Raw genomic sequence first — 19,055 nt, 5'->3', positions numbered from 1 at the left:
CGGGTGCATTGTCCAAATAACGTTTGAGGTGATTCCCATGATGAAAGGTGGCATGGCCGGCCTGATGAAGCAGGCGCAGCAGATGCAAGAAAAGATGGCCAAGATGCAGGAAGAACTGGCCAATGCAGAAGTGACCGGCAAAGCCGGTGGCGATATGGTGACGGTGGTCATGACCGGTCGTCATGACGTCAAACGCGTCAGCATCGACCCGACACTGCTGGAAGGCGTGAGTGAGGATGATCGCGAAGTACTGGAAGACCTGTTCGCGGCCGCCGTGAATGACGCTGTGCGTAAGATCGAAGCTAACAGCCAGGACAAAATGTCTGGCGTGACCGCCGGCATGCAACTGCCGCCGGGCATGAAGTTGCCTTTCTAAAGCGCGTATCAAATGCCAGGTGAGAGCCTGGCATTTTTTTGTCTGTTTGCCGGGCATTTGACGCTGACCCGGCCCACGGGTATAAACCGCCTCTCGTTGTTTTGTCGGACCTTTCCCTATGAGCTTTAGCCCCCTTATTCGCCAATTGATCGATGCCTTGCGCACTTTACCGGGCGTAGGCCAAAAGACGGCACAACGCATGGCCCTGCAACTGCTGGAACGTGATCGCAGTGGCGGCTCACGGTTGGCGCTGGCGCTGAGCCAAGCAATGGAGGGGGTGGGGCATTGTCGTCTGTGCAGAACCTTGACCGAAAATGATTTATGCCCGCAGTGCCTGGATGTGAAGCGCGATGACACGTTGCTTTGCGTGGTGGAGGGGCCGATGGATGTGTATGCCGTGGAGCAGACCGGCTATCGTGGCCGTTACTTTGTACTCAAGGGGCATTTGTCGCCGCTTGATGGCCTTGGCCCTGATGCTATTGGTATTCCGCAATTAATGGAGCGGATTGCCACTCAAGGCACCTTTCGCGAAGTGATTCTGGCGACCAACCCGACGGTCGAGGGCGAGGCCACTGCGCACTACATTGCCCAGTTGCTGAGCAGCAAGGGGCTGATTGCTTCGCGTATTGCTCACGGCGTGCCATTGGGCGGGGAGCTGGAGCTTGTGGACGGCGGTACCCTTGCTCATTCGTTCGCCGGGCGCAAACCCATCGTGTTGTAATGCCCGCGCTGTACGGGGGCCGCACCCCGCGCCCCCGTACAGCGGCAAGTTGCGCTTAGGCTTCTTGCGAGCCGCCAGCCAGGGCGCACAGCTTTATGGGATCAATAATGTGCACTTCCTTGCCTTCAGCGGTGATCAAGCCATCCGCTTGCAGCCGGGTGAACACACGGGAAACGGTTTCAACCGCCAGCCCCAGATAGTTGCCGATTTCATTGCGCGACATGCTCAGGCGGTACTGATTGGCCGAGAAGCCCCGTGCACGGAACCGCGCTGACAGGTTCACCAGAAAGGTCGCGATGCGCTCATCGGCGGTCTTTTTCGACAGCAACAGCATCATTTGCTGATCATCGCGAATTTCCCGGCTCATGATGCGCATTAACTGGCGACGAAGTTGCGGCAACTGTACGGAAAGTTCGTCCAGCCGTTCGAAGGGGATTTCGCAAACGGGCGTGGTCTCCAGCGCTTGAGCTGATACGGGATAGCTTTCGGTGTCCATGCCGGACAAACCCACCAGCTCACTTGGCAAGTGGAATCCCGTAATTTGTTCTTCGCCGGCACCGCTCAAGCTGAAGGTTTTGAGTGCGCCTGAACGGACTGCATAGACCGAACCGAATTTGTCGCCCTGGCGGAACAGAAACTCACCTTTTTTCAAAGGGCGACCGCGCTTAACGATTTCATCCAGCGCATCCATGTCTTCCAGATTCAACGAAAGTGGCAAACACAGAGGGGCCAGGCTGCAGTCCTTGCATTGGGCCTGGCTATGGGCGCGCACTTTTACTGGCTCGGGCATTTCTTCGATCCTTGTGGGAAAACACACATAAGATGCAAGGGTAACTCAGCAAAGGAGTCGAGGCCAGCGCGCGAAACAGGCGCAGCCGCCCCGGCCACCCGCTTGAGCAGGGCGTTAAGGGGCGTTAAAAAGAGCATCACCGTTTTTTCGTCGCCGAGGATAACGGTTAGATCACACGTGAAAACCGTTGCCGGTTTTGTTGCTCGAGATAGGCATCGAACACCATGCACACGGAGCGCACCAGTAGACGGCCTGCTGGCAGTACGGTCAGTTGCTCGTTGTCCAGTGTAATCAGGCCGTGCTCAGCCATGGTCAGCAGTGTGGGCCATTGCGCTGCAAAATAGTCCCGGAAGTCGATATTGAAAGCCTGCTCGATGTCTGCAAATGACAGGTGTAAATGGCAGATGATTTGCTGGATAACCTCGCGTTTGATCGTATCGTCGGCACTGCACAGTACACCGCGAACCGTCGCGAGCTGGCCGCTGGCTATCACTTGCTGGTATTGCGTCAGGTCACTGTTGTTCTGGCAGTACAGATCACCGATTTGGCTGATGGCCGACACGCCGAGCCCGATCAGGTCGCAATGACCGTGGGTGGTATAGCCCTGGAAATTGCGCTGCAATGTTGACTCTTCTTGGGCTATGGCCAGTTCATCGTCTGGCAGGGCAAAGTGGTCCATGCCGATGTACCGATAACCGGCGGCGGTGAGCTGATTGATGGTGCGTTCAAGCATTTCGAGCTTTTCCGCAGGCGAGGGCAGGTCGCTCGTGTTGATGCGGCGTTGAGGCATAAAGCGCTCTGGCAGGTGCGCGTAATTGAAGACGGACAGGCGATCCGGTTGCAGGCTGATGACCTCTTCTACCGTGCGGGAAAAAGCCTCAGGTGTTTGCTTGGGCAAGCCATAGATCAGGTCGATGTTGATGGAGCGAAATTGCAATGTGCGGGCTGCATCAATGACGGCGCGGGTTTCTTCCAGGCTTTGCAGGCGATTGACTGCGCGTTGAACGGTCGGGTCGAGGTCTTGCAGGCCGATACTCACGCGATTGAAGCCCAGTTCGCGTAACAACCCCATGGTCGACCAGTCAGCTTCGCGCGGGTCAATTTCGATCCCGTAATCGCCCGAGTCGTCGTCCAGCAGATTGAAGTGCTCGCGCAGTGTGGCCATCAGGTGTCGCAGTTCATCGTGGCTGAGGAATGTCGGCGTGCCGCCCCCGAAATGCAGCTGCTCGACCTGTTGCCGAGGGTCGAGATGGCAGGCTACACGCTTGATTTCTTCTTCCAGGCGCTGCAAATAGGGCTGGGCCCGTCCGCGGTCTTTGGTGATGACCTTGTTGCAGGCGCAGTAGTAGCAAATATTGGCGCAAAACGGCACATGCACATACAGCGACAGTGAGCGCAGGGCCTTGCGGCTCTCGCGCAAGGCGTAGAGCAGGTCGAATGGGCTGACCTGATCATTGAATTGCATCGCTGTCGGATACGAGGTGTAGCGCGGCCCCGCCAGATCGTAACGGCGAATTAAATCTGAGTCCCAACGAATGGCGTCGAGCATGCGGGTACTCCCCTAAAAGACTGACAATGCGCAGGAGTCTAGGGGCTCAGAATTTGCAACGCCTTGATTTGCATCAACGGTGGGCGGGGCGGCGGGTCAATGCCCCATGAGCCAGTGCTGATGCGGGCCGGGCAGGGTCCAGAGGCCAAACAGAATCACCAGTACCCCGCCGCTCATTCTGACGCTGCGTTTGCGCAGCAGGGCCGTGACGCGCTCAGCGGCCAAGCCTGTGGCCAGCAGTACCGGCCAGGTACCAAGACCGAAGGCCAGCATCAGCAAGGCGCTGTCGATTGCACTGCCCTGGCTGGCGGACCAGATCAACGTGCTGTACACCAGCCCGCACGGCAACCAGCCCCACAGGCTGCCCAATAACAGGGCGCGGGGCAGGCTCGACACCGGCAGCAGGCGGGTGGCCACGGGCTGAATATGACGCCATAGACCACGGCCCAGACCTTCTATACGGGTTAAACCGCTCCACCAGCCCGCCAGGTACAGCCCCATGCCAATCAATAGCAAGCCTGCCAGTACGCGCATAAACAGCGCAGCCGGGCTGTTGGCCACTGCCCAGCCCGCCAGCCCCAGCAGCAAGCCTGCCGTGGCGTAGCTCAGCACGCGGCCCAGGTTGTAGGCCAGCAGCAGCCTGAAGCGTCGACTGCGCTGTTCTTTGGGGATGGCGAGGGTCAGCGCGCCCATCAGGCCGCCGCACATGCCCAGGCAGTGGCCGCCACCCAGCAGCCCCAGGATGACGGCGCTGACCAGCAGCGGTGCCAACTCAAACATGAGGTGGCGCTTTAGGGTCGGTGTCTTTGGCCGGCTCGGCGTGCGGGTGTCTGGCTTCTTCGACGGCTGCCGTGTGCTGCGGATCCTGATCGTCAAACAGGATGCTGTGGGCCGGGCTGTCAAGGTCATCGTACTGGCCACTGTCCACGGCCCAAAAAAAGATAAAAATGGCAATGGCGACGATCAGTAGAGCCGCAGGAATCATGACGTAAAGTGCTGGCATATCAACTCCATGCGACCGGTTCAGGCCGGTAGCGGGCGGGTTTCTGGCGTCAGTCGGGCTGGCACCTGAGCCGGCATGCGGGTGAGGCGCAACGCGTTCAGCACCACTGTGAGCGAAGAGACTGACATGCCAATGGCGGCCCAGATCGGTGTGATCCAGCCCAGTGCCGCAAAAGGCAGCATCAGGCCATTGTACAGGCCGGCCCACAAGAGGTTTTCAATGATCACCCGGCGCGTGCGACGCGCCAGGCTAAAAGCGTGAACCAGCGCGTCCAGGCGGTTGGACAGCAGTACCGCATCTGCACTGGTTTTGGCCAGGTCTGTGGCCGAGCCCATGGCGATGCTGATGTCGGCGGCGGCCAGCACCGGTACATCGTTGACGCCGTCGCCCAGCATCAGCACCTTGCGGCCCTGGGCGTGTAATTGCTTCAGCACTCGCAGCTTGTCATCCGGGCGTAACCCTCCCTGGGCTTCATCGATGCCCAGTTCGGCGGCAACGCTGGCCACCATCGGCGAGCTGTCACCCGAGAGCAGTAGCGTGCGCCACCCGCGAGCCTTGCAGGCGGCCAACAAGGCTGGGGCGTCGGCGCGCAGGCGGTCGTCAAGTACCAGCCAGGCGAGGGCACCTTGGCTATCGCCCAAGAGCAGCCATTGACCAGGTTCGTCAGGCATGTCGGGCACTTCACAACCGCTCAGCGCACACACGAAGCCGGGCTGGCCGATGCGCAAGCGCTGCTGGCCGATGTTCCCCTCAAGGCCTAGCCCGGGTGTGCTGTGTACGTCATCGGCGGCTTGGGGCGCACGGCCGAAGGCGCGGGCGATCGGGTGTTCCGAGCGGTTTTCGAGAGCAGCGGCCAGGCTCAGGCAATCATCGCTGTTCAGGTCAGCCAAGGGGCGAATCGCGCGTAACGCCAGACGGCCCTCGGTGAGGGTGCCGGTTTTATCGAAAATCACCGTGTCGATCTGGTTCAGCCCTTCGATAACGTGGCCTCTGGTCAACAGCAGCCCCAGCTTATGCAGGGTGCCGGTGGCTGCAGTCAGCGCGGTCGGGGTTGCCAGAGAAAGGGCACAAGGGCAGGTAGCGACCAGCATGGCCAGCACGATCCAGAAAGCTCGTGTGGGGTCAAGCTGCCACCACAGCAGGCCGATGCCGGCTGCGGCTACCAGGGAGAACAACAGAAACCACTGGGCCGCCTTGTCGGCAATTTCGGCCAAGCGGGGTTTTTCGGTTTGGGCGCGATCCAGCAAGCGGACAATGGCGGACAGTCGCGTGTCCTGCCCCAGAGCCAGCACCTCGACGGTCAGCGCGCCTTCGACGTTCAAGGTACCGGCTGTCACGGCATCACCGGCCATGCGGGTTTGCGGCAGGTACTCTCCGGTCAACAGGGACTCATCAATGCTGGACTGTCCCTCAATGATTTTACCGTCAGCAGGCAGAATCGCCCCAGGATGGACGAGTACCTTGTCACCGACTTTGAGTTCGGTCAGCAGGATGCGTTCGCTTTGACCGTCATCCATCAGTCGCAAGCAAGAGGCGGGCAGCAGATTGACCAATTGCGCGGTAGCGGCAGCGGTGCGCTCGCGGGCTCTGCGCTCAAGGTAGCGCCCTGCCAGCAACAACAGGGCGAACATGCCGACGGCGTCGAAATACAGCTCGCCGACACCGGTGATTGCGGTCCAGATCCCGGCCGTATAGGCACCGCCAATCGCCAATGACACCGAAACATCCATGGTGAGATGGCGAGTGCGCAAGTCGCGCATGGCACCTTTAAAAAACGGTGCGCAACTGTAAAACACGATAGGTGTCGTCAGAAACAGTGCCACCCAGCGCAGGATGGTGTGCATCTCTGCGCTCAGGTCGATATTGAATTCCGGCCAGGTGGCCATCGTTGCCATCATTGCCTGAAACCACAACAGCCCTGCGACACCGAGTTGGCGCAGCGCCAGGCGGTTTTCGCGGGCCAATTGCTCGGTGGCGCGATCCGGCTGATAAGGATGAGCGGCGTAGCCGATATGGCGGAGCTCGCTCAGCACTTCACTCAGTGGCAATTGGCTATCAGCCCAACGCACGTGCAAGCGGTGATTGGAGAGGTTGAGGCGGGCTTCGCTGACCGCCGGTAGGCGGCGCAGGTGTTTTTCGATCAGCCAGCCGCACGCGGCACAACTGATGCCTTCGATCAACAGCGTTGTTTCGGCCTGCTCGCCTTCATGGCGCACGAAGGGCTTTTGTACGTCGGCACGGTCATACAGGGCCAGTTCTTCAACCAGTTGCACGGGCAATGCTTCGGGGTTGGCAGACGCTTCACTGCGGTGCTGGTAATAATGCTCAAGGCCGCCGGCCACAATGGCCTCTGCCACGGCCTGGCAGCCGGGGCAGCAGAGTTCGCGGGTTTCACCCAGGACAACGGCGGTGAACCGGCTCCCCGGTGGCACGGGCAGGGCGCAGTGATAGCAGGGAACGGGAGAGGTCATGACGGTCTTTCGCGAGCAGGTGTTGCCAAAAAGTACGCCATCGCGGGCAGGCTCGGCCTTCAGGGTTCGCGCGTACCTAAAGGTGCGGTCCTGCTCGCGATGAGGTTATTTCGCCGTGTGGTCTTCGGCACCCTGAAGCGGTTCGTCACCCAGCAGCAAGTCAACGTCGTGACCGACCAGCTCCTCTTCAAACAGGCGCCAGGTCTTGCCATCTTCAACGCCCAGTAGCTCGACAAAACGCCGGCCTTCGACCTTGTCATCCAGTTGGCCGATATAGCGGCCTGGGGCTGAATCGCTCAGGCTCAGGAGTATCGTGCGGTCCTTATCGGGCTGGGTCGGTGATATCAGGTTCAGTTCCAGCGTTTTTGGTTGGCTCTTGCCTTCCAGCAGCAACACCACTTCACCCGTCATTTCATCCAGGCGCAGTGTGGCTTTCAATTGCAGGGTCTGGCCCAGCAGTTCACGGTCCAGTGAGCGATTGATACCCTTGCCTGCCTCGTAATAGTTGTCGTTAACCAGGTGGTCAGGGTTGTTGACGGCAATCGTGACCATTGACAGGGTCAGGGTGACCGAACAGGCGAGAATGGCAATGATGATCCACGGCCATAGTTGCTTGTACCACGGGTTGGCATTTTTATCGGCGGGCATGGGCAGTATCTCTTATCTGATGTGTGGGCCGATGAAACGGCTCTTGGCTTTGACGTTGATGTCGCTGTTGTCGGCGTCCTTGAGGATAAAGAACACCTCGTTGGTGCTGGCTGGCAGTTGCTCGGGAGCAATCGACAGCTCAACCGGCAGGCTGACAATATCGCCTGCCGCGACCTTGATTTCGCGCTTGCCTTGCAGTTTCAAGTCGGGCAGGCCGATGGCGTCGAGCACGTAGGTGTGATCGTGCTGGTCCTTGTTCATGATTTTCAGACTGTAGACGTTTTCAATTCGACCTTCAGCGTTTTCCCGGTACAACACGCGGTCTTTGCTGACGTCGAAGCCTACCAGGCTGCGGGTAAAGAAGGCCGCTGCCAGCAGGCCCATCATGGTCAGCAACACCAGGGCATAGCCGATCAGGCGCGGGCGCAATTTATGGGTTTTCTGGCCTGAGAGGTTGTGTTCGGTGGTATAGCTGATCAAGCCGCGCGGGTAGTTCATTTTGTCCATGATGCTGTCGCAAGCATCGATACAGGCCGCGCAACCGATGCATTCAATTTGCAATCCGTCGCGGATGTCGATTCCGGTCGGGCAGACTTGTACGCACATCGTGCAATCGATGCAGTCACCCAGGCCTTGAGCTTTGTAGTCGGCGTCTTTCTTGCGCGGGCCACGGACTTCACCGCGACGGGGGTCGTAGGAAACAATGAGCGTGTCCTTGTCGAACATCACGCTCTGAAAACGTGCATAAGGGCACATGTAAATGCATACCTGCTCGCGCAACCACCCGGCGTTACCATAGGTGGCGAGGGTGATGAAACCGACCCAGAAATAACCCCAGCCATCGGCCTGGCCGGTGAAAAAATCGACGACCAGTTCGCGTATCGGTGAGAAGTACCCGACAAAGGTCAGGCCGGTGACAAGGGCTATCAGTAACCACAGCAGGTGCTTGCTGAGTTTGCGTAAGAACTTGTTCGGCCCCATGGGAGCCTTGTCGAGTTTGATGCGCTGGTTGCGGTCACCTTCAGTGACTTTCTCGCACCACATAAACACCCAGGTCCACACGCTTTGGGGGCAGGTGTAGCCACACCAGACTCGACCCGCGTACACGGTAATAAAGAACAGGCCAAAGGCAGCAACGATCAGCAAGCCGGACAGCAGGATAAAATCCTGTGGCCAGAAGGTGGCACCAAAAATAAAGAATTTACGCTCGGGCAGGTTCCACCAGACGGCCTGATGGCCACCCCAGTTTAGCCAGACCGTACCGAAGTACAGCAAGAACAAAAGGGCTCCTCCGGCCATGCGCAGGTTGCGGAAAAAGCCGGTGAAGGCGCGGGTATGGATTTTTTCCCGGGCCGCATAGAGGTCAACGTTTTCAGTGGGTTTCTTGGCAGGTGGTGTCACGTCGTTAACAGGAATCTGATTGCTCATTAGGGCGTCCCACGGCAGTGGAAAATGCCTCGGTCAGTACGTGCCAACCGCGGTCAGAAGGTGATGCAATGGCGTAATGATACCCCTGTGACTCTAGCTCAAGGGTGCGACCTTTGGTCGCGTTCCTGAAAAGCGCAACTTGGTATAGTAGTTGTAACAAGTCGTGACTCAGATCAATTGACTTCGGGGCGGGCGTAGGGTGCGCAATCGCTCTGAATCAGGCTTGCCAAGGGTTCAGGACGTGTGCGCCGCTGAAGGCGAAGTCCTTGGTGTTGCGGGTGACAACGGTCATGCCATGCACCAGCGCGGTTGCTGCGATCAGGGCATCGCACTCGTTGCTGCGGTCGAGCACATGCAGGCGGGCGCAGCGTCTGGCAACGGCACCATCAATCGACAGAATGCGACCTGCAAAAGCGGGCAGAACATGCGCTTCAAGCCAGTTTCGCAGCGGGTACGCCTTGCGCGGGGTCGCGCTGCTCCAGGCGCAGGATGCCGGTTTCAAGTTCAAGCAAGGTAATGGTGCAAACATACAGTTTGCTGGCGGGGACGCTGTTCGCCCAAGCGACCACGGCCGGGTCAGCTTGGGGTTTGCGAAGTTCTGAGACCACGTTGGTATCGAGCAGAAACATTAGAAGTCCACGGGGCGCGGTGAGATCACCACTTGTGTCCTGATTGAATTCACGGCTGGAAAGGGTGGTGATGGGGGCGATCTCCCAAAAAACTAATGTAGCAACATTGCTACTAAATAAGATGCGATAGCAACCCAAAGAAAATGCTCAAAAAAAGGCCCCGCCATGGTTAATGGAGGGGCCTTGTCAGGTGCCAGGTAATAGCGTCAGTCAGCGGCTTTGGCGTCTTCTTCGCCATGGGACAGGCTGTAGACGTAGGCGGCCAATAAGTGAACCTTGTCGTTCCCTTGCAACTCAGCCTGTGCAGGCATCTGGCCCTGACGGCCGTGACGGATGGTTTGCTGCAGTTGAGCGAAGCTCGAACCGTAGATAAACGCACCCGGGTGAGTCAGGTCGGGCGCACCCATCAGTGGGTTGCCTTTACCTTCCGCGCCGTGGCACACGGCACAATTGGTGGCGAAGAGCTCTTTACCCTTGGCCGGGTCAGCTTTTGCGCTTTCGGGCAGTTTGCGGCCGTCCAGGCTGGTCAGTACATAAGCGGCAACGTCGCTCACGCCTTGCTCACCAAGCACTTCGGACCAGCCAGGCATAATGGCATGACGGCCGTTCATGATGCTGGCCTTGATATCGGCGGGCGTACCGCCCCAGCGCCAGTCGCTGTCGGTCAGGTTGGGGAAGCCGTAGGCACCCTTGGCGTCAGAACCGTGGCACACCGAACAGTTGGAGGCGAACAAACGACCGCCCATTTTCAGTGCTTGCGGATCTTTGGCCACTTCTTCGATAGGCATGGCCGCAAACTTGGCGAAGATCGGTCCAAATCGTGCATCCGACTTGGCCATTTCCTTTTCCCACTCGTGAACCCCGGTCCAGCCTGTTTCGCCGTTGGCAAACTGCGTCTGGTTTTGCAAGTCCAGGTACTGATAGCCCGGCAACAGGCCTTTCCAGTTACCCAGGCCAGGGTAAAGCACCAGATAGCCAAGGGCGAAGATCACGGTGCCCACAAACAGCATGAACCACCATTTGGGCATGGGGTTGTCGTACTCTTCAATCCCGTCGAACGAGTGTCCAACTTTCTCTTCTGTCTGCTCGCTGCGTTGGCCCTTGCGGGTGGCCAGCAGCAACCAGGTCAAAGCGAAGATGGTACCCAGAGTGAGGACTGTGACGTACAGACTCCAGAATGTAGTCATTCTTTGTTACTCCTAGACGCTTGCTCTTGCTCGACGTGCTTAATGGCTTCGAGATCATCCTTGAAGGGCAACAGGGTTGCGTCATCAAACTCGGACTTGCGCCGCGGGCTGAATACCCACAATGCCAAGCCGATAAAAGCCACCATCACGACGACAGTGCCCAGGCCGCGAATCATCCCGATATCCATGAAGAATCACCGTTTGCTTTTGATGATGGTGCCCAAGCCCTGGAGGTAAGCCACCAGTGCGTCCATTTCGGTTTTGCCTTTGACCGCATCCTTGGCCCCGGCGATGTCTTCGTCGGTATAAGGAACGCCGAGCACGCGCAAGACTTCCATCTTTCTGGCCGTGTCCTTGCCGTCGAGCTTGCGCTCAACCAGGAACGGATACGCTGGCATGATCGACTCGGGAACGACGTTGCGCGGGTTGTACAAATGCGCACGCTGCCAGTCATCGGAGTAACGACCGCCCACGCGGGCCAAGTCCGGGCCGGTACGTTTGGAGCCCCACAGGAACGGGTGGTCCCACACGCTTTCACCGGCGACCGAGTAGTGGCCGTAGCGTTCGGTTTCGGCACGGAACGGGCGAATCATCTGCGAGTGGCAGCCGACACAGCCGTTGGCGATGTAAATGTCACGGCCTTCCAGTTCCAGTGCGGTGCGTGGCTTCATGCCTTCAACCGGGGTGTTGGTCACTTCCTGAAAGAACAGCGGAACGATTTGAGTCAAGCCGCCAATGCTGACGGCAATGACCATGAAGAAGGCCATCAGGCCGATGTTCTTCTCAATAGTGTCGTGCTTGATCATCAGTGGGCTCCCACGACGGCGATCTTGGTCGCCGCTTCAGCTTCTACCGGGTTCGAGGCACGCACGGTGCGGAACACGTTGTAGGCCATGAACAACATACCGCTGGCGAAGATGGCCCCGCCCAGGGCGCGAACGATAAAGCCCGGATGGCTCGCTTGCAGCGATTCGACGAACGAATAGGTCAGGGTGCCGTCATCGTTGATGGCGCGCCACATCAAACCTTGCGTGATGCCGTTGACCCACATCGAGGCGATGTAGAGCACGGTGCCGATGGTGGCCAGCCAGAAGTGAACGTTGATGAGACCGGTGCTGTACATCTGTTTTTGACCATAAACACGCGGAATCATGTGGTACATGGCCCCGATCGAAATCATCGCCACCCAGCCCAGAGCGCCGGCGTGTACGTGGCCGATGGTCCAGTCGGTGTAGTGGGAGAGGGCGTTGACGGTCTTGATGGCCATCATCGGGCCCTCGAAGGTCGACATGCCGTAGAACGCCAGCGATACCACGAGGAAGCGCAGAATTGGATCGGTGCGCAACTTATACCAGGCACCCGAGAGGGTCATCATGCCGTTGATCATGCCACCCCAGCTTGGGGCCAGCAGGATGATCGACATCGCCATGCCCAGCGACTGAGCCCAGTCCGGCAGCGCGGTGTAGTGCAGGTGGTGCGGGCCGGCCCAGATGTAGAGGGTGATCAACGCCCAAAAGTGGACGATGGACAGGCGATAGGAGTAGATCGGGCGTTCGGCCTGTTTCGGCACGAAGTAATACATCATGCCCAAGAAGCCTGTGGTCAGGAAAAAGCCAACCGCGTTATGGCCATACCACCACTGAACCATGGCGTCCGTCGCACCGGCATAGGCGGAGTAGGACTTGAAGAAGCTCACGGGCAACGAGGCATGGTTAACAATGTGCAGCATGGCGGTCACGATAATAAAGGCACCGTAGAACCAGTTGCCGACATAAATGTGCCTGGTTTTGCGCTTCATGATCGTGCCAAAGAACACAATGCCATACGCCACCCAGACGATCGCCAGCAGGATAGCCACCGGCAATTCGAGTTCAGCGTATTCCTTGCTGGTGGTGTAACCCATCGGCAGCGTGACAAGTGCCCCCACAATGACCGCTTGCCAACCCCAGAAGGTAAACGAAGCGACGGCGTCGGAAATCAGTCGCGTCTGGCAGGTGCGCTGTACGACGTAATACGAGGTGCCAAACAGTGCACAGCCACCGAAGGCAAAAATCACAAGGTTGGTATGCAGAGGGCGCAGACGGCCAAAGGTCGTCCATTCAAGGCCAAGGTTCAAATCAGGCCACACGAGCTGTGACGCGATAAAAACCCCAAGCCCCATGCCAAGGATCCCCCAGACCACCGTCATGATGGCGAACTGGCGGACTACCTTATAGTTATAAGCAGTCGGACTGATTGCAGTGCTCATTCTAAGGTTCCACGGTTTTGGTATTTTATTAGGAGTAAAAAACGGTCGTAAGTATGGATAGAACGTAGGGTTATTGCAACGCAGCTTGACCTCGGTCAATACGTTCCAACGCTTATTCTGCGGCCTTTCCATGCGCGGAGTAAGGTTAAAGCAACGTGGCTCACGATGGGTTGTTGGGGGGGTAAATGAAGGGGGCAGGAGAGGTCCGGCGAGGCGCAATCAAGGCACGATGACAGTACGATGATGGCTGTAATCGACGGTAGTTGGGGTAAACCCTGCGGTGTGGCGCAGGCCCGTGCGATTTAACCGAGTCATTAATTTCACTTGACCCGAGCTGACAAAAGCCTGTCAGCGACACGCGAGGCTGCTGTCTTGAGCGGTGCAAGCGCAAGAAAGGCGGCCAGAAGAGGTGCGACACTTGGTCGCGTTCGAGAAAGAGGAATGCCGCACCATAACGGTGCGGCATGAAATATTAAGAAACTATTCTGCTGTCTTTTCCCCTTGATTGGCATGCGACAAGCTGAATACGTAAGCGGCCAGTAACTGGACCTTATCGTTCCCCAGCAATTCCTTTTGCGCTGGCATATGGCCTTGCCGACCATGGCGAATGGTTTGCTGCAATTGCGCCAGGCTGGTGCCGTAGATAAAGCCTGCCGGTGCGGTCAAGTCCGGTGCGCCCAGCATGGGCATGCCCTTGCCGTTGGCTCCGTGGCAGGCAACACACGTGGTGTCGAACGCCTGTTTACCGGCGACCAGGTCTACGGCTGTACCCTGCGCAAGCGGCAGCCCTGCCAGGTCGTGGCGCACATACGCGGCTACGTTCTTGATACCTTCTTCACCGAGCACCGGGCCCCAGCCCGGCATGGCGGCGATACGCCCTTCCATGATGGTGGTCTTGATGGTGTCGGCATCGCCGCCCCAGCGCCATGAAGTGTCAGCCAGGTTTGGAAAGCCGAATGCACCCTTGGCGTCCGAGCCATGGCACACCGAGCAGTTAGAGGCAAACAGACGGCCGCCCATCTTCAGCGCTTGGGGGTCCTGGGCGACTTGTTCTACGGGCATGGCTGCAAATTTGGCGAAAATAGGCCCAAATTTAGCGTCAGCCTTATCCATTTCCTTTTCCCATTCGTGGGCACCGGTCCAGCCATTCTCATAACCGGGCAGCAGGCCTTTCCAATTGCCCAGGCCCGGGTAGAGGATCAAGTAACCTACGCCGAATACCAGTGTGCCGATGAACAGCATGAACCACCAGCGTGGCAGCGGGTTGTCGTACTCCTCGATGCCGTCAAAGCTGTGGCCCATGGTTTCGACGGTTTCACCCTTTTTCTCCCCTTTGCGCGTGCTAAACAGCAGCCAGGTCAGGCCTATCAATGTGCCGATGGTCAACACACTGATATAGAGACTCCAGAAGGTGGTCATGCTTTTTTACTCCTAGACGCTTGTTCTTGCTCGACGTGTTGAATGGCCTGCGGGTCGTCCTTGAAGGGCAGTAAGGTTGCGTCTTCGAACTCGGACTTGCGGCGTGGGCTGAATACCCACAGCGCCAGGCCGATAAAAGCCACTGCCACAACCACGGTTCCAAGACCACGGATCATTCCACTGCTCATCTCAAACATGGCTCACCTCTTGCTTTTGATGGCAGTGCCGAGCACTTGCAGGTAGGCCACCAGGGCGTCCATTTCGGTCTTGCCTTGCACCGATTGCTTGGCGTTGGCGATGTCTTCGTCGGTGTAAGGCACGCCCAACGTGCGCATCACTTCCAGCTTTTTGCGGGTATGGCTGCTATCCACCGGTGCCTCGACCAGCCACGGGTACGCTGGCATTTTCGACTCGGGCACCACGTTGCGCGGGTTGTAAAGGTGAGCGCGGTGCCAGTCATCGGAGTAACGGCCGCCCACCCGGGCCAGGTCCGGGCCGGTGCGCTTGGAGCCCCACAGAAACGGGTGATCCCAAACACTTTCACCGGCAACCGAGTAGTGGCCATAGCGTTCGGTCTCGGCCCGGAACGGGCGAATCATCTGCGAGTGGCATTGCACACAGCCTTCGCGGATGTAGACGTCGCGGCCTTCCAGTTGCAGCGCGGTGTAAGGCTTCATGCCTTCGACCGGGGTGTTGGTCACATCCTCAAAGAACAGCGGCACGATTTGAGTCAGGCCGCCGACGCTCACGCACAGGATCATCAGCAACAGCATCAGGCCGATATTTTTTTCAATGATTTCGTGTTTCATGGTCAGCTCCTCAGGCCATCTGCGCCGCAGCTACAACTTCGGCGGGCTCGGCGTTACGCACGGTGCGCCAGGTGTTGTAAGCCATCAGCAACATGCCGCTGAAGAAGATCGCGCCGCCAATCAGGCGTACGACATAGCCCGGGTGGCTGGCGACCAGTGTTTCGACAAAGGAGTAGGTCAGCGTGCCGTCTTCGTTGACGGCGCGCCACATGAGGCCTTGGGCGATACCGTTGACCCACATCGAGGCGATATAGAGCACGGTGCCGATAGTGGCCAGCCAGAAGTGCGCGTTGATCAGCCCCAGGCTGTACATCTGCGGGCGACCAAAGACTTTGGGGATCATGTGGTACAGCGCGCCGATCGAAATCATCGCCACCCAACCCAGGGCCCCGGCGTGCACGTGGCCGATGGTCCAGTCGGTGTAGTGAGAGAGGGCGTTGACGGTCTTGATGGCCATCATCGGGCCTTCGAAGGTCGACATGCCGTAGAACGCCAGTGACACGACCAGGAAGCGCAGGATCGGGTCGCTGCGCAGCTTATGCCAGGCCCCTGAGAGGGTCATCATGCCGTTGATCATGCCGCCCCAGCTCGGTGCCAGCAAAATCAACGACATCACCATGCCCAACGATTGAGCCCAGTCCGGCAGCGCGGTGTAGTGCAAGTGGTGCGGGCCGGCCCAGATGTAGAGGGTGATCAGTGCCCAAAAGTGAACGATGGACAGGCGATAGGAGTAGATGGGGCGTTCGGCCTGTTTCGGCACGAAGTAGTACATCATCCCTAAAAAGCCCGCCGTCAGGAAAAAGCCCACGGCGTTGTGCCCGTACCACCACTGCACCATGGCATCTGTCGCGCCGCCGTAAAGCGAGTACGACTTGGTAAAGCTGACCGGGATTTCCAGGTTATTGACGATGTGCAAAATGGCCACGGTCACGATAAATGCGCCGAAGAACCAGTTACCCACGTAAATATGTTTGGTCTTGCGCTTCATGATCGTGCCGAAAAACACGATGGCGTAGGCGACCCAAACGATGGTGATCAAAATGTCGATCGGCCATTCCAGCTCGGCGTATTCCTTGGAGCTGGTGTAGCCCAGCGGCAAGCTGATAGCCGCTAGCACAATCACCAATTGCCAGCCCCAGAACGTGAACGTGGCAATTTTAGGGGCGAACAATGTCGCCTGGCAGGTGCGTTGCACCGCGTAGAACGAGGCGGCAAACAGTGCGCAGCCGCCGAAAGCGAAAATCACGGCGTTGGTGTGCAGTGGGCGCAGGCGCCCAAAACTGGTCCAGGGTAAATCGAAATTGAGTTCTGGCCAGACCAACTGCGCAGCGAGAAAAACGCCGAGCCCCATACCGACGATGCCCCAAACCACCGTCATAATGGCAAATTGGCGGACCACCTTATAGTTGTAGGCGGTACTTATAGAAGTGTTCATGGTTCCCCATCCACGGTTCAGGCGAATACAAACGTACGCCTGGAGTTATTGGCAGACTAAAAGCGAGGCAAGCATGGGCGTAGCGGCGACGGTCGGTATTGACGGGGATCAATGGGCGCAGTGCGTACGGGACCGGGGGTGGGTGTGGAATGGTGCGGTACCGAGGCCAGAAAACACGGGTGACGGGACCTTGATCCTGGCCCACGGCGCAGGTGCGCCGATGGACAGTGAATGGATGACCGCCATGGCTGAGCGCCTTGCCGCGCGCGGGGTTAACGTGCTGCGCTTCGAATTTCCCTATATGGCTCAGCGCCGTCTCGATGGCCGCAAAAGGCCACCCAATCCGCAACCCCAACTGCTCGACAGCTGGCGCGCGGTGTATGCCGAGGTGCGACGGCATGTCGCTGGGCCATTGGCTGTGGGAGGCAAATCAATGGGCGGGCGCATGGCCAGCCTGGTGGCGGATGAATTGGGTGCGGACTGGCTGGTGTGTTTGGGGTACCCGTTTTACGCGAGCGGTAAACCGCAAAAGCCCCGTGTGGCGCATCTGGCCGAATTAACAACGCCGACGCTGATTGTGCAAGGCGAACGCGATGCCTTGGGCAATCGCGGTACGGTTGAGACGTATACGTTGGCAGCCACTATTGAGCTGTGCTGGATGGTGACGGGGGATCACGATTTGAAACCCTTGAAGGCTTCAGGGTTTACCCACGAGCAGCATCTGGATGTTGCGGCCGCCAGGGTTGCAGCGTGGCTCACCGCGCAGACGAGTGGGCTGTGCCTTGTTTGAAGTAGCGCTGCATAAAAAAGGTTCAGTCCTACGGCGTTGAGAGACAAGCCCTCTATGTTGAAAGGCCGATTATTTCCATGCTGTTAGCCCTTTCTGTAGGCGGGCTCAGCAATATCGTTGAGGACCGTAGGAAGCCATCGCAATAAGAGAAATAATCGCTATGCCTCAATTTCCTACAACGCAGCAGTCCCTTCTTGTACTGGCGGTCGCTCAGGCCTTGATGTTTCAAAGTGTGCAAGTGCAGGCTGCCGATGCTGATCGGGTCGTTGCACAAAATGGTGCAGAGGCCAGTGTCACTGGTCAGTTGATTGAGACGACAGGCTACGGCGTCTCTGCCATGTATGCAGACTCAGGGGGCAAAATCCAGTCATCGGATATGGCTGTGACGACATCTGGTCTAAGCGCCCATGGTGTGCAGGTACATGGGTTTGGCAGTGAATTCAATTCCTCGGGTGAACTTTCAATCAGCACGACAGGAGACGGCAGCATCGGGCTGGTGGCGACCTATGGCGGTAAAGCCAATGTTGAAAAAATCGATGTTGCGACCAGCGGGGATTTTGCCGCTGGGGTTTTTGCCGGTAGCGGCGAGGTCAGCCTTGGCTCGGGCTCTATCATGACCAAGGGCGAAGGCAGCGCTGGCATCTGGAGTTATATGGGGCGTGTGAACGGGGCTGGCCTTCAGATCAAAACGTTGGGCAAGGAAGCTGTCGGGTTACAGGCATGGAGGCACCCGGCATTTGACCAGGGTGCTTTTATAGACTTAAGCGCCAGCGCGGTGTCCACCGAAGGTGAGCGCGCGTATGGGGCTCAAGCGTTGAGCGGGACGTCTATTTTTTTAAGTGCGGGCTCATCGATTACCACTCTTGGAAAGCAGGCGCATGGCGCATACGCCTCTGGCTCAAACGCGCTCGTGAAACTCACCGACAGTTTTATCGAGACCTTCGGTGAAGGTGCTGCGGGCGCTATGGTGGACCATGGCGGCCGAGTCGAACTGAACAACACTCACGTCAAAGCCCACGGTGCCGGTGCAGTCGGCGCACAGCTCAGTGGCGGCAGCCTGTTGGTCAAGGGCGGCTCGATTCAGTCTGAAAACGCTGCCGCGTTGAATATCAGCGGCCGCGATAACACCGTCGAGATTGATGGCGCTTATGTCGGCAGCACAAACGGCCCTGCGATCAAAGTGGATTCCGGTGCCCAAGCCACTATCAACGTCAGTAACGGCTCTACCCTATCTTCCAATAACGGCAAGGGTGAGTTGCTGGACTTGCAGTCCGACAGCGAACTGGACCTGGTGGTGGATGGCAGTTTCCTGAACGGCAACCTGACCATTCCTGAAGGCGCACTGGTCAATGTCCGGCTGCAAAATGGCACGCGCTTTACCGGTCAGATGAGCGATGTTGAAAAGCTCCAGCTCGATAAAGACGTCACGTGGGATGTCAAAGGCGACAGCAATGTCGAGTCATTGGTGCTGGCCGGTGGGCGTGTCGATTTCAGCCGTTCCGAGGCGTTCCATCGGTTATCCATGGGCGAGCTGTCGGGTAATGGCACGTTT

Annotated in this window: 18 protein-coding genes and 2 pseudogenes; 4 read left to right on the top strand and 16 right to left on the bottom strand. The window is 58.2% G+C overall.

All coding sequences use genetic code 11. The annotated features are described in order from the left end of the window. Positions 1-37: 37 nt before the first annotated feature. Positions 38-376 carry a YbaB/EbfC family nucleoid-associated protein gene (locus Q1W15_RS20435; RefSeq protein WP_016780291.1) on the top strand — a complete coding sequence of 113 codons (339 nt, stop codon included), beginning with the start codon at positions 38-40 and terminating at the stop codon, positions 374-376. A gap of 118 nt (positions 377-494) precedes the next feature. After that, a complete protein-coding gene (gene recR, locus Q1W15_RS20430; protein ID WP_300731514.1) occupies positions 495-1,097 on the top strand; it encodes a recombination mediator RecR in 603 nt (200 codons plus the stop codon). Between the two features lie 55 nt (positions 1,098-1,152). Here recR and fnr read toward each other — a convergent pair whose 3' ends face one another. The 16 genes and pseudogenes from fnr to ccoN (Q1W15_RS20350) form a co-directional block, all read right to left on the bottom strand. After that, the gene (fnr, locus tag Q1W15_RS20425) at positions 1,153-1,887 is read right to left on the bottom strand and encodes a fumarate/nitrate reduction transcriptional regulator Fnr (RefSeq protein ID WP_300731511.1); all 735 of its coding nucleotides are present in this window, start codon (positions 1,885-1,887) and stop codon (positions 1,153-1,155) included. A gap of 166 nt (positions 1,888-2,053) precedes the next feature. Next, positions 2,054-3,436: an oxygen-independent coproporphyrinogen III oxidase gene (gene hemN, locus Q1W15_RS20420; protein WP_300731509.1), complete on the bottom strand. Its 1,383-nt coding sequence runs from the start codon at positions 3,434-3,436 to the stop codon at positions 2,054-2,056. Between the two features lie 96 nt (positions 3,437-3,532). Next, positions 3,533-4,216: a sulfite exporter TauE/SafE family protein gene (locus Q1W15_RS20415; RefSeq protein ID WP_300731506.1), complete on the bottom strand. Its 684-nt coding sequence runs from the start codon at positions 4,214-4,216 to the stop codon at positions 3,533-3,535. After that, on the bottom strand, positions 4,209-4,439 hold the full coding sequence (ccoS, locus tag Q1W15_RS20410) for a cbb3-type cytochrome oxidase assembly protein CcoS (protein WP_300731503.1): 231 nt from the start codon (positions 4,437-4,439) through the stop codon (positions 4,209-4,211). The genes Q1W15_RS20415 and ccoS overlap by 8 nt, the downstream gene beginning before the upstream one ends. Positions 4,440-4,459: 20 nt before the next feature. Continuing rightward, positions 4,460-6,910, bottom strand: coding sequence for a heavy metal translocating P-type ATPase (locus tag Q1W15_RS20405; protein WP_300731501.1), 2,451 nt, complete (start codon positions 6,908-6,910; stop codon positions 4,460-4,462). A gap of 105 nt (positions 6,911-7,015) precedes the next feature. After that, a complete protein-coding gene (locus Q1W15_RS20400) occupies positions 7,016-7,558 on the bottom strand; it encodes a FixH family protein (RefSeq protein ID WP_300731498.1) in 543 nt (180 codons plus the stop codon). A 12-nt stretch (positions 7,559-7,570) separates the two neighbouring features. Then, a complete protein-coding gene (gene ccoG / locus Q1W15_RS20395) occupies positions 7,571-8,986 on the bottom strand; it encodes a cytochrome c oxidase accessory protein CcoG (RefSeq protein ID WP_300731495.1) in 1,416 nt (471 codons plus the stop codon). 217 nt (positions 8,987-9,203) lie between these two features. Continuing rightward, a pseudogene (locus Q1W15_RS20390) lies at positions 9,204-9,615 on the bottom strand (type II toxin-antitoxin system VapC family toxin). A gap of 206 nt (positions 9,616-9,821) precedes the next feature. Then, positions 9,822-10,802 (bottom strand): cytochrome-c oxidase, cbb3-type subunit III, encoded by a 981-nt coding sequence (gene ccoP, locus Q1W15_RS20385; protein WP_300731492.1) that lies wholly within the window; start codon positions 10,800-10,802, stop codon positions 9,822-9,824. After that, the gene (locus Q1W15_RS20380) at positions 10,799-10,990 is read right to left on the bottom strand and encodes a cbb3-type cytochrome c oxidase subunit 3 (RefSeq protein WP_300731490.1); all 192 of its coding nucleotides are present in this window, start codon (positions 10,988-10,990) and stop codon (positions 10,799-10,801) included. The genes ccoP (Q1W15_RS20385) and Q1W15_RS20380 overlap by 4 nt, the downstream gene beginning before the upstream one ends. 6 nt (positions 10,991-10,996) lie before the next feature. Beyond that, complete coding sequence (gene ccoO, locus Q1W15_RS20375; RefSeq protein ID WP_300731487.1) at positions 10,997-11,608, bottom strand: cytochrome-c oxidase, cbb3-type subunit II; 612 nt, start codon at positions 11,606-11,608, stop codon at positions 10,997-10,999. Further along, positions 11,608-13,050, bottom strand: a complete 1,443-nt coding sequence (gene ccoN / locus Q1W15_RS20370) for a cytochrome-c oxidase, cbb3-type subunit I (RefSeq protein WP_300731484.1) — start codon at positions 13,048-13,050, stop codon at positions 11,608-11,610. The genes ccoO (Q1W15_RS20375) and ccoN (Q1W15_RS20370) overlap by 1 nt, the downstream gene beginning before the upstream one ends. 480 nt (positions 13,051-13,530) lie before the next feature. Beyond that, positions 13,531-14,469 carry a cytochrome-c oxidase, cbb3-type subunit III gene (gene ccoP, locus Q1W15_RS20365; RefSeq protein ID WP_300731481.1) on the bottom strand — a complete coding sequence of 313 codons (939 nt, stop codon included), beginning with the start codon at positions 14,467-14,469 and terminating at the stop codon, positions 13,531-13,533. Further along, positions 14,466-14,657 carry a cbb3-type cytochrome c oxidase subunit 3 gene (locus Q1W15_RS20360; protein ID WP_300731618.1) on the bottom strand — a complete coding sequence of 64 codons (192 nt, stop codon included), beginning with the start codon at positions 14,655-14,657 and terminating at the stop codon, positions 14,466-14,468. Before Q1W15_RS20360 ends, ccoP (Q1W15_RS20365) begins: the two co-directional genes overlap by 4 nt. A gap of 12 nt (positions 14,658-14,669) precedes the next feature. Beyond that, a complete protein-coding gene (ccoO, locus tag Q1W15_RS20355) occupies positions 14,670-15,278 on the bottom strand; it encodes a cytochrome-c oxidase, cbb3-type subunit II (protein ID WP_300731479.1) in 609 nt (202 codons plus the stop codon). 10 nt (positions 15,279-15,288) lie between these two features. Beyond that, the gene (ccoN, locus tag Q1W15_RS20350; protein WP_300731476.1) at positions 15,289-16,713 is read right to left on the bottom strand and encodes a cytochrome-c oxidase, cbb3-type subunit I; all 1,425 of its coding nucleotides are present in this window, start codon (positions 16,711-16,713) and stop codon (positions 15,289-15,291) included. A 73-nt stretch (positions 16,714-16,786) separates the two neighbouring features. On the opposite strand from ccoN (Q1W15_RS20350), the gene Q1W15_RS20345 reads away from it, so the two are divergent. Then, a complete protein-coding gene (locus Q1W15_RS20345) occupies positions 16,787-17,503 on the top strand; it encodes an alpha/beta family hydrolase (protein WP_300731473.1) in 717 nt (238 codons plus the stop codon). A gap of 160 nt (positions 17,504-17,663) precedes the next feature. Then, a pseudogene (locus tag Q1W15_RS20340) lies at positions 17,664-19,055 on the top strand (hypothetical protein); the annotation flags it as partial.

The sequence above is a fragment of the Pseudomonas sp. genome, assembly GCF_030150285.1.
Lineage (GTDB): Bacteria > Pseudomonadota > Gammaproteobacteria > Pseudomonadales > Pseudomonadaceae > Aquipseudomonas.
The sequence above is the reverse complement of the archived record's forward strand: the minus strand, read 5'-3'. Positions and strand labels throughout refer to the sequence as shown.